Here is a 12,525-nt window from a genome sequence, read left to right as displayed (position 1 = left end):
CTCACCGGTAACGACAACATACCGGGAAGATGCTTGACAAAAGTACTTGCTCGCGCAAAGTTCTACCCAGCTCCTAGCATGATGGAAGTTTGGCTTCCGTGCGTGCTTATCGCCGTCGCAAATGCGTTTACAAGTTTCGCGCGCCAAGTTTTGCATCCGTGTCTAGCGTGATTTTGGCGTGGAAAAGCCGGGTCGGGTGTGGGTTAACAAAGTTTTACATGCTTTTACCTTTTGGGTGGCCCCGCCGAAAGCGGGATCTTCTAGTATTGCGTTGGCCGCTCAAGTCGCAACCTCCCTCTATTCGATTTGGCTGGCTATCGGCGACGGCGTTGCCGTCGCCGCATTCCAACGAAAACCAGGAGTTTTAACATGACTAAAGCATGGCTGATTTCCAGTCTCTTGCTCGCTTTGGCCGGCAGTGCGCCGGTTTACGCCAAATCGTCGCAAACCGCGCTGAGGACCGCCGAGTTCGAGGCCGCCAATACCGACACCGCCGACGATCTGACCTTGGCCGAGTACCAAACCTACATCTCCGGTTTGACCGACACCCGTTTCGACGAACTGGATGCCGACGACAGCGCCGACCTATCGCTTGCCGAATTCATCGCCGGCAGGACCGGCAAGTCGCTGACCTTGGAAACGGAAGTTTTCAATCTGGCCGACGCCGATGCCAGTGGTGCGCTGAGCAGCGAGGAGTTCGCGGTCACGGTTTTGGGTAACAGCGCTGGTGAAATTCTGCGCCGCTTCGCGGAGATGGATCGAGATAGTAGTTTACTGGTCAGTCTCAGCGAGTATTTGGTCGGTTGCAAAAAACAACGCCGTTGATTCAGCTTTACTGCCGGACGGCATATTTCAAGGGAGGCGCGCGGTAAAGGCGCAATTCGGGATTTTGCCGAATTGGGCGTATTCAGCGAGGCCTGGTTTTGCGAAAAGCCGCATTGGGGGCAATTCCCTCGCCGTTATCCCTGCTTCCAAATGCCCCGTGAAGAGTTTCGAAAATTGCCGGATTCGGCGCGCCTCCATTTTACTTGGCTTCTTGAACGAGTCCCGCGCCGGGTTTCAGAATCACCGCCGTCCGCAGCCGGGATTTGCCGAAGCAGCACATCCGCTCGAAATCCTCGCGGGCGATCGGAATAAATTGGCAGTCCAGGTCGCTTTGCCGGCCGTCGTCCGGATCGGAGTCGTGCATGTATAGGCAATCGTTGTCGTAGCCGCTCATGACCACCCAATGCGGGGCTTTCTTGCGGTCCATCGCGTAGGTACTGATCAGGATTAACGGTATCGCGCCGGTCTCGAACGCGGCGATCAGATCGGCCTGGCTGATACTGGCATAATGCACCGGAATTCGGCGGCGTTCGGCTTCGCGTTTGAAATAGTGATCGCTTAGCTCGATGACCCGTTTTTTCTCGTCGCTGCGCACGCTGTCGATGAACAAGGTCGAGGTTTGATTGATCCAGGTTTCCACCTGAAAGCCACGCCGGCCTGCCGCCAGCGCCAAGCCTATCGGGTGGCAGCCGCCGTGGCCGGAGGTCATGAAGACCGTGGTGGCCTCTCGCCACAGATTGATTTCTTCGTCGGCCGACGGCTGATAGCTTCGGTTCAAGGCGTGCATCGCCATCATCAGCGCCGCCGGCCCGCAGGTGAACGGCGTGGTTTGCCGCAGCCAGTGTACCGAGCGGTGCTGCGGTTTGTCGCGGTAGCGGCGGATGCGTTTTTGATAGCGCAACGCGTCCTTGTGATCCTGATAATAATCGCGGTAGACCCCGAAACGCTGGTAGCCCAGCGCTTCGTAGAGCTTGATCGCCGCCGCGTTATCGACGCTGACCTCCAGCCGCAGATACAGCCGGCCGTCGTCGCGGGCGGCTTGTTCGCCGGCCGTCATCAAGGCCTTGGCGATGCCGTGGCCGCGTAAATCCGGCGCCACGGCCAGCGAGTAAATCCGCGCCAGGCGGGTGCCGGGGTGGTAGATGATCAAAATGTAGCCGGCCACCCGATGTTCGAATTCGCCGACCAGCAGCGCGCGATGTTCGTTGCCCAACCAATGCCGAAAACTGCGCCGGCTGAGTTTGTCGGTGGCGAAGCTGGCGTTTTCCAGCGCGACCAGCGCTTCCAAATCGGTCGGCAGCGCCGGGCGTATCGAAATCGTCATCGCGACAAGCCCACCAATGCTTGGCCGACGACTTGGCGGGCGCGAAACAGCACCAGTTCGCGCCAGGCCGGGTCTTCCGGGCAGAAATGCCGGCGCATCGCGTCGCGGTGTTCCAGACGGGCCGCGTCGTTGCCGGTTTGCGCCCAAAGCAGGTGATCTTGCAGCAAAACTTCGAACAAGGCGTCGGTCGGATAGGTGCCGAATTCCAGCGTGACGTAACAGCCGGCATCGCCAATTGCGGCGTGCCACAAATAATCCAGCAAGCCCCATTTTGGTACCGAACTCGAGGTGCCGGCCACCGGCAAGGTCACCGCGTCGCCGTACCATGCCTCGGCGATCTTCGAGCCGGCACTGTCCGGCGCGTGGTCGCAAATGATCTCGCCGTAACCGTAGGGGCCCAGTCCGGTGTGGACATCGATCACCGCCAGCCGGCGCCGATCGAGACGGTAGCGGGCAATCAACGCTTCGCATACTTGGCGGCCATGCGCGGGCGCGCGGCCGCCGTAAAACGGCCCAAGAGGATCGTGATATTGGCCGCCGCTGATCGCGATTTCCAACGCGGTTCGGCCGTGGTTCGCGGCGAATTCGGCGAATGCTTGCCGACGGCGGTCGGCGTCGGCTTCGAACAACGCCGGCCGCAATTCGCGGTAATGGCGGTTGTCGGGGGGCGGCAGGGCGAAATCGATCGCGTTGCGGTTCAAGTCGACGCCGTCGGCATCGTAGCGCCGCGACCAGGCGTAGCCCCACGGAGTCAACGCATGCACCAACAGTAATGCGACGTTGCTAGGCAACAGTGCGGGTTGCGCACTCAAACGGTGCAACAGGTCGATTTGCACTGCCGAGCCGGTGTAGCCTTCGATACCGTGGGTGCCGGCCAGAATCACCGTCACCCGTTCGGCATCGATGGGTCCTGTCCAAATGCTGTCCGTGAATAAGGCCGCGCCGTCCGGCCCTCGGCCTGGACAGGGAAAGTCCAAGCGCTCGCAATTCAAGGCCAGTTCCGCCGTCGCCGCCAACCAGCCTTGGCGCGCCTCGGCATAGTTGGGCGGAAAGCAAAACGGGTCTAATCGGTTGTGGGAGGTTGAATTGGGCATGGTGTTTTGGCGGCGGGGCGCTGGCCGATTTTGCGGGTCAACGATTATCGACTTTCCGCGGCAATTGAGTCCAGCGCCGGGTGGATAAATGCCGGCCGGATTTTTGCATGGTTTCGTCGGCAACTATCGGTCATCAGTAAATAATCAATTTGTAAACAATCCCGATTTTCGGCTGTGTTTATTTGCTGTTTGAAATAGAATAGCTGCATCACCGCCATTAAACGCAAGCTTTCAGGAGAAATCCCCGATGACTGACAGAAAAGTGACGATAAAACGGGACGACCAGGACCAGCAGTATGAATTGCCGGTGATGTCCGGCACATTGGGGCCTTCGGTGATCGACATTCGTACCCTTTACGCGCAGACCGGCCATTTCACGTACGACCCCGGTTTTACCTCCACGGCCAGCTGCACGTCCAAGATCACTTTCATCGACGGCGACGAGGGTATCCTGTTGTACCGTGGTTATCCGATCGAGCAATTGGCGGAAAAATGCGACTTCCTGGAAGTCTGCTATCTGTTGCTGAACGGCGATTTGCCCAACGGCTCGGAAATGAAGAATTTCGTCACGGCAGTCAGCCAGCATGTGATGGTGCACGAACAATTGACCAAGTTCTACAACGGTTTCCGCCGCGACGCTCACCCGATGGCGGTGCTGGTCGGCGTGGTCGGCGCGCTGTCGGCGTTCTACCACGACGTCATGGACATCAACAGCCGCGAGGATCGTTATATGTCGGCGATACGGCTGATCGCGAAAATGCCGACCATCGTCGCCATGTGCTACAAGTACAGTATCGGCCTGCCCTTCATTTATCCCAAGCGGCGCTTGGGGTATGCCGAAAACTTCATGCGCATGATGCACGGCGATCCCTACGACGATTACATCGCCAACCCGGTGCTGACCCGCGCGCTGGATCGCATCTTGATTTTACACGCCGACCACGAACAAAACGCGTCGACTTCGACCGTGCGTCTGGCGGGTTCCAGCGGCGCCAACCCCTATGCCTGCGTCGCGGCCGGCATCGCCTGTTTGTGGGGCGCGGCGCACGGCGGCGCCAACGAAGCGGTGTTGAATATGTTGGAGCAGATAGGCGACATTTCCCGAATCGGGGAATACGTGGCGCGGGCCAAGGACAAAAACGACCCGTTCCGCCTGATGGGTTTCGGGCATCGGGTCTACAAAAACTACGATCCGCGCGCCAAACTGATGCGACAAACCTGCCACGAAGTGCTGGACGAATTGAATTTAAACGACGATCGTCTGTTCAAGCTGGCGATGGAGTTGGAACGCATCGCGCTGGAAGATCCGTATTTCGTCGAGAAAAAACTCTACCCCAACGTCGATTTTTACTCCGGTATCGTGCTGCGGGCGTTGGGCATCCCGACCGAAATGTTTACCGCGATCTTCGCGTTGGCGCGCTCGGTGGGCTGGATCGCGCAATGGGATGAAATGATCTCGGATCCGGAACTGAAGATTGGCCGGCCGCGGCAGCTCTATCGCGGGGTCGGCAAGCGCGACGTCAAGTTTATCTCCGGCCGTTGATTCCAATGCCCCGGTTCGGCGCCGCTAGGCCGGGTCTCCGGTTAACGCGGCTTGGGCTCAAAAAAGCGCCGAGTTGCGAATACGCCGGCGGCAAAGCGCTGGCCCTGCCAGGACAAGTGGCGTTTCAACACAAAATCGAAGCGAAACGGGTGGTAATCCTGCAAGGCTTGCAAGGGTTCCACCGCGGCTTCGTCCAGTAAGCCGGCATCCGCCAAGCCCCGAACCGAAATCAGCGGCAACACGCCGGTCAATGGATAATCCGAGCCGTGGAGCAGGCGGGAATGCCACGCGGTCTCGGTCAACAAGGTCTTGATGACCGCCGGATCGCGGTTGCGCAAGACGATGGCCGAGATGTCGCCGAATACCCGGTCCGGCCATTCCAGCATCAGTTTGGTGAACAAATCGAAACTTCGCGTTTCGCGGCCCTGATCGTCGCTGTCCCGGCCCAACGTGGCGCAATGGGCAACGACCACTCTGACGCCGGCGTCCAACGCCCGCCGCAATCGCAAGGGATTGCCGAACGCCGGCCGGTTGGCGCCGTGCACCGCGTTTTCCTCGCCGCCGTGAGTGATGATCGGCACGCCCAGGCGAGCCGCGGCCCGATAGAAGCGGTCGCAGTCCGGCGAAGCCGGGTCGATGCCCATCGCCGGCGGCAACCATTTGACCGCGCGGGCACCGTCGGCCGCGGCCGCTTCCAGCACTTCGACGCAATCGCGCCGATAGGGGTGGATACTGGCAACCCATTCGAAGCGTTCCGGATTTTCGCGGGCTAGCCGGCGCGCATAGTCGTTGGGGACAAAAAACGCGGTGTGGGCGTCGTCGGCATCGCCGCCGGCGCCATGCGCGCGATCGAAGGCATAGAGCATGGCCTTGGCGCCAACCGGCATCGTGTCGAGCAGGGCACGCAAGCGCGAGACGAAATGGGCGTCTTGCCGGCCCGCCGGTCCGACGCAAGCGGCGTTGGAGTAGGCCCAGTACTGCGCGAATTGAATCGGATGAAACAGCGGAGCCCGCATGTCCGGACTCACGTTGATGCCGCTACCGCCGTCGCCGGAGCCGACAATGTGAGTGTGGCAGTCCCACCAGTCCGCCGGATCTATATCTTGCCAGGCGGCGGTTTCCAGCGCCGACACCGGTGCTGCGGCCGGATCGAGACAGTCGTTGGTCAAGCCCCAGAATGCGCGAGCCGGCGCGGCGGCCGCGGCCAATCCGACGCCGGCCAGCTTCAAAAATCGACGGCGCGATGCCGGACCAGGGCGGATTGTCATGACCATGAGGGCGCCGGCGTTAACCGCCGAACAACTGGTGGTCGATCAAATCGCACAAACAATGCGAAATCAACAAATGCACTTCCTGAATGCGGGCGGTCGAGTACGACGGCACACGGATTTCGATATCGGCTTCGTTCAATGCGCCGGCCAAGACCCCGCCATCCTTACCGCTCAGCGCGATCACGGTCATGTCGCGGTCGTGTGCGACTTTCACGGCCTTGATGATATTTCCGGAATTGCCGCTGCTGGTGTAAACCAACAGGATATCGCCGGCTTGCCCCAACGCGCGGAGTTGTTTGGCGAAGATTTCGTCGTAGTGGTAATCGTTGGCGATCGAGGTAATGGTTGACGTGTCGGTCGTCAACGCAATCGCCGGTAAGGCCGGCCGCTCGCGCTCGAAGCGGTTCAGCATTTCCGACGAGAAATGCTGGGCATCGCCAGCCGAGCCGCCGTTGCCGCAGGTTAATACCTTCCGGTCGTTGACCAAGGCTTCGACGATTTTCTGCGAGGCGAATTCGATCAATTCGCACAAACTGGCCATCGAGTCCTGCTTGGTTTGGATGCTGTCGGAGAAGTGACTGATGATGCGGTCTTGTAAACTCATGTTAGGTTTGAAATGCGTTTTTGATCCAATTGAGACGCTGGTCGCCGGAGACGGCCACCACATCGAAGCGAACCGAAAGGTGGTTTAGCTTGTGGATTATGACATAGTGCTGAGTGGCTGCGATGATGCGGGCCTGTTTTTGCGGCGTGATGCTGGCCAAGGCCCCACCATATTGCTCGGATTTACGATAGCGAACCTCGACGACGACCAGCATTTCGCCGTCGCGCATTACCAAGTCCAGTTCCCCGGCCTTACAACGGAAATTGCTGCACACCCAGGTCAGTCCTTGGCCTTGCAGATGGCTCAGCGCCAAGCGCTCGGCGTCCGCGCCGCTTTGCAAATGAGCGGTTTTGGGTTTGCCGAAACGGATCAATTTAAAAATCCGTCGGCGATCGGCACGCCAGCCTTGAATTGGGCGCAGACCAGTTCGCGGCCGATCCGGTTTTCGCCGTTCAAGGCCAGACGCCCGGTAGCGCCGGCGTAGGCGCCGCCGGCCAACTGTTTAAGTTGCCCGCTCAAGTTGTAGGCGTCCACGCCCAGCGCCACCAGCTTAATCTGGCTGTCCGGCAGGCCTTGCCAGGTGTTTTGCAGCGCCGACTGGCCGAGCGGGCCGGGGTAATACTCGCCGAACAGCCACGGCATGTCGCAAAAGCGGATCGCTCCCAGATCGGCGTCGCGTACCGGGTTTTGCCGGCCGCTGTAGACGTTGGGCATCGCGTATATCGACAATTCGGCGCTTTGCGGATACTTGAGTTGCGGCGCCAATTCGCGGGCGACTTCCGGACCGGCGCTGACGAACACCGCTATGGGTTGTTTCTTGCCGTCGATGCTGACGGACGGGGCGAGCAAGGCGGTAACCGAGGCCGAGAAATCGTGTTGTTTAGGGTCGTATTGTTCCAAGCCGGTCACACTGCCGCCCGCCGCTTGCCAGGCCGCGGTCAGCAGATGGCCGATGCGCTGGCCCTGAGCGGTGTTCGGCACTAAAAACACCGCGCTTTGCAAGCCGTCGCGGCGGGCTTTTCGCACCAGTTGTTCGGCTTCGTCTTGCGGACTCAGGCCGAACTGGTAGAGATTGGCCTTGCCGAGATTGTCGACCTGATTCAGCGCCAATACCGGTATCGGCAGTTCGCCGGACTGGGCCAAGGCTTGAATGTCTTCCTTAACCAACGGGCCGATCACCAAGCCGGCGCCCTCGGCGACGGCCTTTCGGTACAGTTCGCTCGGTTCTCCCTGGCTGGTGTCGTAATATTTCAATCCCGGTTGCGGCGCGGCGCTGGCCGCCAGGCGATGGGCGACCGACAAACCTTCCTTGATGGCTTTTGCGGCGGGCGCGTACGGGCCGGCGCTGGGTAACAATACCGCGAGGTTGGCGCCGGAGGTGGGAATCGTCGCGGTTGCCGCATTCGGGATTTCGGCGGGTGCCGACGAGGCCGCTGGGGCGTCCAGGTATGTTTGCAGATACTCGGCGTTGGCGGGATGGTAGGGATAGGCCTGCCGCCAGCCGGCGATTTGCCCGCTCAAATCGACACCTGGAGCGCCGCGCTGTTTCAGGATCTTGGCTAATGCCATCCAACCGCTCAGTTCGTCGGCGACCGGTGCCGATGCATTTAGGGTTTCCACCGGGAGTACGCTTAACGCGTCCAGGATTGCGGCGATATTCTGTTTTTGCTGTTCCGGGGCTTGCAACAATTGGCCGAGTTTCAAGCGGGCGCGTACCGAGGGCAGGACGTCGCCGAGCAAGGCATGCACGAAGGCCAGCGATTGATAGTAAGCAATTCGGTCCGCTTCGGCCAATACCGCCGGGCGGGTGCCTTCCAGTTTATGCAACGCTCTTTCCGCGTCGCCGGCGCTCAACGAGATTTGCGCGTCGAGCAGTTTATATTTGCTGAGCTGCTCGGGCGTTAGTTGCTCGGGATTGATCCGGTCCAGGGCTTTTTGCGCGGCTTCGCTGTCGCCGGCCTGAATGCGGGTATCGGCATCAAGCAAATGTAAACCGTTTTGGTTGTCCGCTATCCGGTAGCTTTGGGCGGGTTCGGTGGGCTTGGCGCGTTTTGCCGCGGATTTGGCCCGCGCGACCTGCGGTTTGACGGATTTGACCGGTTCTTCGGCGCAGGCCGTCAACAACAACCCGAAAACCCAGCAGACAGCCAGGCGAGCGGGCATAATGGCGGCGAATTTGAAATCAGACATGGCAAGAGGGCCTGCAGCGGGAATGTCCGGGAAATTATACGTGGTCGCCACGCCGATAGGGAATCTGGCCGATCTCAGCTTCCGAGCCGTCGAGGTTTTGAAGCAAGTCGACTTGATCGCCGCCGAGGATACTCGCCACGCCAAGTTGCTGATGCAGCATTACGGCGTCGGCAAGCCGTTGCAATCGTTGCACCAGCACAACGAAGAGCATGCCTCGGCGGGCTTGGTCGGCAAAATGTTGGAGGGCCAGTCGGTGGCGCTGGTGTCGGACGCCGGCACGCCGCTGATCAGCGATCCCGGCCTGCCGCTGGTGCAACTGGCGCGCCGCCAAGGCGTCGATGTCGTGCCTGTTCCCGGACCCTGCGCGTTGATCGCGGCACTGTCGGCCGCAGGCTTACCGACCAGTCGCTTCAGCTTCGAAGGGTTTTTGCCCCGTACCGCGTCGGCTCGCAAAGGTTTTTTCGAAACCAAATTGAGCGATGCCTCGACCTGGGCTTTCTACGAATCCAGCCATCGGATCGAGGATGCGCTGGCCGATATGCTGACGGTGTTTCCGCCGGAACATCCTATTGTCGTGGCCAGGGAAATCACCAAATTGCACGAGACCATCGTCGGCGATCGTTTGGACAAGCTTGCCGACCGCGTCAGAACCGACGAAAACATGCGCAAGGGCGAGTTTGTCGTCATTGTCGCTGGCTATCAAGCGCCGGAAACCGCCGGCGAAATCAGCGACGAAGAACGGCGGATTCTGGCCTTGTTGTTGAATGAATGCTCGACCAAAACCGCCGCCGCGTTGGCGGCGGACATCACCGGTCAGCGTAAAAAGTTGCTGTATCAGGCGGCGTTGGCGATGCAGGGCGGCACCAACGCCGCCGATTAAAGCATAGCGCGCCGGCTCAGCTTCGACGGATCAGCGGCTTCAGATCGAACGCCGCGACGATCGCCAGATAAATCATCAAGCCCAGGCCGCCGCTCAGCCAGGTGTTCCAATGGTATTCGCTCAGGGTCCAGCGATTGGCGAAGTACAAGCCCACCCCGAGTACCAAGTAACCGAAAATCCGTGCCAACGGGTACGGAACCGGGTAATAGTGCCGGCCCAACAGCCAGGATGCCGCCGCCATGAAGGCATAGCAAGCCAGCGTGGCCCAGGCCGAGCCGACGTAGCCCCAAAGCGGTATCCAATAAAGATTCAAGACGACGGTCAACGCGGCACCGGCCAGCGCCACCCAGGCACCGAGGCCGGTGCGGTCGCCGAGTTTGTACCAGACCGCCAAATTCACATAGATACCGAGCAGCAAATTCGCCATCAGCAAGATAGGGACGACTTCCAGGCCGGCTCTATATTCCGCGCCGATAAAGTATTGGAAAAAGTCGATAAACAGCGTCACCAACAAAAAGATGAACACGCCGGCGATGACGAAATAGCGCATCACCAGCGCGTAGGCGCGCTTGGCGTCGGCGCGGCCGGCGTAAGCAAAAAAGAACGGTTCGCCGGCGTAGCGGAAGGCCTGAACGAACAAGCTCATCAGAATCGATAGTTTGTAACAGGCGCCGTAGATACCCAGCTGTGTCAGGTTGGTGGCCAGATCGTAAGGCAATAGAATTTTCAGGATGGCCCGGTCCAGCATTTCGTTGACCATGCCGGCGAAGCCGATCACCACCATCGGCAGCGAATAGCGCAGCATGGGGCCGAGCAGCGCCGGATTCAGGCTGACCGGAATCCGGCGGAATTGCGGAATCAGCAGCAGCGATTTTGCCAGGCTGGCGATCAGATTGGCGATGAAGATATAGCCCACGCCCAGGCTAGGGTCGTAAAAGCCGAGCCACGCCGCGTCCGGCCAGCGTTGCGCCAGTTTTGGGCACAACAACAGAAAGCATAGATTCAATGCGATCGTCATCGCGATTTCAGTCAATTTGATGCCGGCAAAACGCCAGGCGCGGTTTTCGGCGCGCAGTCGGGCGAACGGCAGCGCGGTGATGCCGTCCAGCGCCAAGATCGCGGCAAACCAGACCAGATATTCCGGATGATCCGGGTAGCGCAGCCAGTCCGCCAAGTCCTGGCGCCAGTAAGCGATGGCGGCGAGGAATCCGGCGTTGGCGAATGTCAGCAAACTCAGGGCGTTGGCGTAGACCGCGTCGCTGGCGTAGGCGGGGTTTTGCCGAAACCGAAAGTAACCGGTTTCCAGGCCCAGCGCCAACACGACCGCGAAGAAGCCGGCGTAGGCATAAAATTCCGAGACCACGCCGTACTCGCCGGCGCTGTAGGTGTAGGTGTAAAGCGGAACCAGCAGATAATTCAAGAAGCGGCCGACAATGCTGCTCAGGCCATAGATTGCGGTTTGGGAAACCAGTTGGCGGAGATTCACTTGATGAAACCGGGGAAACGAGGGCAGCGCTTATTGTAATCGTTGCCGGTGCGAGCGAAATTGCTCAATGGCGGGCCGATGCGATCAGGATTTCGGCGGCCTCGCGCGCCAAACGCATGTTTTCGGTACCGCGCCGCATTTGTTCGCCGACCATCGCGCCGGCGATCAACATCGCCAACTGTTTGGATAACGGCTCCGGATCCCGCGCGCCGGCCCGAGCGGCCAAATCAGATAACAGCGCGCGAAAACCGTCCGAAAATTCGGCGGCGGTTTGTTGAATCGAACAGCCGGCATCGGCGAATTCGGCGGCGGCGTTGATAAACGGACAGCCGCGAAACGCCGGGTTGGCCTGTAAATCCCCGAAAGCATCGAAAACCGCCAGCAGTTGCCGGCCAGGATCGCTGCCGGCCTTGAGTAAATACTCTTGGATGTAGGCTTGAAGTTTGGCCCGGCTCTTACGCAAATGCGCCAACACCAGATCGTCTTTCGACGGGTAGTATTTATACAAGCTCATTTTGGTGGTGCCGGCCGCTTTGACGATGGCATCGACACCGGTGGTTTTTATGCCTTGGCTATAAAACAGCTCGGAGGCGACATTCAGAATATGTTCTTGCAGATTGCGGGTCATGGCGGGCGGCGGAAAAATGATGTTGCAACTATACCGACCGGTCTGTATTATTTCAACAGACTGACCGGTCTGTCCTGGCCGGTCGTTTTTCAACCAAGGGAGACAACAGCATGATTACTCTGTACGGTTTTGCGATCAGCAACTATTACAACAAAGTTAAATTCGCGCTTTTAGAGAAAAACCTGCCGTTCAATGAAGAAGCGGTGCCGCCGAGCCAGGACGAAGCGGTATTGAAACGCTCGCCGCTCGGCAAAATCCCGTTCATCAAGACCGCCGACGGTTATTTGTCGGAATCCCAAGCCATCGTCGAATATTTGGAGGATGCGTTTCCCGAGCATCCGTTGTATCCGGCCGATCCTTATCAACGCGGGAAATGCCGCGAATTTATTCAACATATCGAATTGAATGTCGAACTGATCGCCCGCCGCATCTACGGCGAAGTCCTGTTTGGCACCGTTGTGTCCCAGGAAATTAAGGACGAGGTCAAGGCCAAGGTGGAAAACGGTCTGAAGGGGCTGAACCGGCTGATGCTCAGAGCGCCTTATGCCATGGGGGAGAATTTCACGCTGGCCGACGTGATTGCCTGGCCGCACCTGCAATTGGTGAGCTATGCGACGCAGAAGGTTTACGGCGTCGATTTGGTGGCCGAACATTTGCCAGACATCGCCGCTTATATGGCC

Annotated in this window: 12 protein-coding genes; 4 read left to right on the top strand and 8 right to left on the bottom strand. The window is 59.4% G+C overall.

Translation table 11 applies throughout. The features are described from left to right. Positions 1–369 precede the first annotated feature (369 nt). Positions 370–825 (top strand): EF-hand domain-containing protein, encoded by a 456-nt coding sequence (locus AC3B8H_RS13085; RefSeq protein ID WP_488441990.1) that lies wholly within the window; start codon positions 370–372, stop codon positions 823–825. Positions 826–1,024: 199 nt separating this feature from the next. Here AC3B8H_RS13085 and AC3B8H_RS13080 read toward each other — a convergent pair whose 3' ends face one another. Together AC3B8H_RS13080 and AC3B8H_RS13075 are read right to left on the bottom strand one after the other, a co-directional pair. Next, positions 1,025–2,149, bottom strand: coding sequence for a peptidase C39 family protein (locus AC3B8H_RS13080; protein ID WP_488441989.1), 1,125 nt, complete (start codon positions 2,147–2,149; stop codon positions 1,025–1,027). Beyond that, on the bottom strand, positions 2,146–3,243 hold the full coding sequence (locus tag AC3B8H_RS13075) for a DUF2817 domain-containing protein (protein ID WP_488441988.1): 1,098 nt from the start codon (positions 3,241–3,243) through the stop codon (positions 2,146–2,148). The genes AC3B8H_RS13080 and AC3B8H_RS13075 overlap by 4 nt, the downstream gene beginning before the upstream one ends. A 247-nt stretch (positions 3,244–3,490) precedes the next feature. Here AC3B8H_RS13075 and gltA point away from each other — a divergent pair, with 247 nt between their 5' ends. Then, the gene (gene gltA / locus AC3B8H_RS13070; protein ID WP_488441987.1) at positions 3,491–4,786 is read left to right on the top strand and encodes a citrate synthase; all 1,296 of its coding nucleotides are present in this window, start codon (positions 3,491–3,493) and stop codon (positions 4,784–4,786) included. Between the two features lie 41 nt (positions 4,787–4,827). On the opposite strand, the gene AC3B8H_RS13065 is transcribed toward gltA, so the two are convergent. From AC3B8H_RS13065 to AC3B8H_RS13050, 4 genes are read right to left on the bottom strand one after another with little or no spacing between them, the layout of a single operon-like run. After that, positions 4,828–6,054: an amidohydrolase family protein gene (locus AC3B8H_RS13065; protein ID WP_488441986.1), complete on the bottom strand. Its 1,227-nt coding sequence runs from the start codon at positions 6,052–6,054 to the stop codon at positions 4,828–4,830. Positions 6,055–6,073: 19 nt separating this feature from the next. After that, complete coding sequence (locus AC3B8H_RS13060; protein ID WP_488441985.1) at positions 6,074–6,661, bottom strand: phosphoheptose isomerase; 588 nt, start codon at positions 6,659–6,661, stop codon at positions 6,074–6,076. Position 6,662: 1 nt separating this feature from the next. Beyond that, a complete protein-coding gene (locus AC3B8H_RS13055) occupies positions 6,663–7,034 on the bottom strand; it encodes a YraN family protein (RefSeq protein ID WP_488441984.1) in 372 nt (123 codons plus the stop codon). Then, positions 7,031–8,851: a penicillin-binding protein activator gene (locus tag AC3B8H_RS13050; protein ID WP_488441983.1), complete on the bottom strand. Its 1,821-nt coding sequence runs from the start codon at positions 8,849–8,851 to the stop codon at positions 7,031–7,033. Before AC3B8H_RS13050 ends, AC3B8H_RS13055 begins: the two co-directional genes overlap by 4 nt. 22 nt (positions 8,852–8,873) lie before the next feature. On the opposite strand from AC3B8H_RS13050, the gene rsmI reads away from it, so the two are divergent. Further along, positions 8,874–9,731, top strand: a complete 858-nt coding sequence (rsmI, locus tag AC3B8H_RS13045; protein WP_488441982.1) for a 16S rRNA (cytidine(1402)-2'-O)-methyltransferase — start codon at positions 8,874–8,876, stop codon at positions 9,729–9,731. Positions 9,732–9,747: 16 nt separating this feature from the next. Here rsmI and AC3B8H_RS13040 read toward each other — a convergent pair whose 3' ends face one another. Together AC3B8H_RS13040 and AC3B8H_RS13035 are read right to left on the bottom strand one after the other, a co-directional pair. After that, complete coding sequence (locus AC3B8H_RS13040; RefSeq protein WP_488441981.1) at positions 9,748–11,217, bottom strand: polysaccharide biosynthesis protein; 1,470 nt, start codon at positions 11,215–11,217, stop codon at positions 9,748–9,750. A 64-nt stretch (positions 11,218–11,281) separates the two neighbouring features. Further along, positions 11,282–11,845, bottom strand: coding sequence for a TetR/AcrR family transcriptional regulator (locus AC3B8H_RS13035; protein ID WP_488441980.1), 564 nt, complete (start codon positions 11,843–11,845; stop codon positions 11,282–11,284). A 110-nt stretch (positions 11,846–11,955) separates the two neighbouring features. Between AC3B8H_RS13035 and AC3B8H_RS13030 the strand changes: the two genes are divergently transcribed. Next, positions 11,956–12,525, top strand: a 570-nt coding sequence (locus AC3B8H_RS13030) for a glutathione S-transferase family protein (protein ID WP_488441979.1), incomplete at its 3' end; no start/stop codon positions are given.

The organism is Methylomonas sp. BG-2 (assembly GCF_057766305.1).
Note: the sequence above shows the minus strand (reverse complement) of the source record. Positions and strands in the feature narration are given on the sequence as shown.

What these genes read in the sequence shown, in the direction of transcription:
- AC3B8H_RS13085 (WP_488441990.1), top strand. Translation starts at nt 370, where the DNA reads ATGACTAAAGCATGGCTGATTTCCAGTCTCTTGCTCGCTTTGGCCGGC.
- AC3B8H_RS13080 (WP_488441989.1), bottom strand. Translation starts at nt 2,149, where the DNA reads ATGACGATTTCGATACGCCCGGCGCTGCCGACCGATTTGGAAGCGCTG.
- AC3B8H_RS13075 (WP_488441988.1), bottom strand. Translation starts at nt 3,243, where the DNA reads ATGCCCAATTCAACCTCCCACAACCGATTAGACCCGTTTTGCTTTCCG.
- gltA (WP_488441987.1), top strand. Translation starts at nt 3,491, where the DNA reads ATGACTGACAGAAAAGTGACGATAAAACGGGACGACCAGGACCAGCAG.
- AC3B8H_RS13065 (WP_488441986.1), bottom strand. Translation starts at nt 6,054, where the DNA reads ATGACAATCCGCCCTGGTCCGGCATCGCGCCGTCGATTTTTGAAGCTG.
- AC3B8H_RS13060 (WP_488441985.1), bottom strand. Translation starts at nt 6,661, where the DNA reads ATGAGTTTACAAGACCGCATCATCAGTCACTTCTCCGACAGCATCCAA.
- AC3B8H_RS13050 (WP_488441983.1), bottom strand. Translation starts at nt 8,851, where the DNA reads ATGTCTGATTTCAAATTCGCCGCCATTATGCCCGCTCGCCTGGCTGTC.
- rsmI (WP_488441982.1), top strand. Translation starts at nt 8,874, where the DNA reads ATGTCCGGGAAATTATACGTGGTCGCCACGCCGATAGGGAATCTGGCC.
- AC3B8H_RS13035 (WP_488441980.1), bottom strand. Translation starts at nt 11,845, where the DNA reads ATGACCCGCAATCTGCAAGAACATATTCTGAATGTCGCCTCCGAGCTG.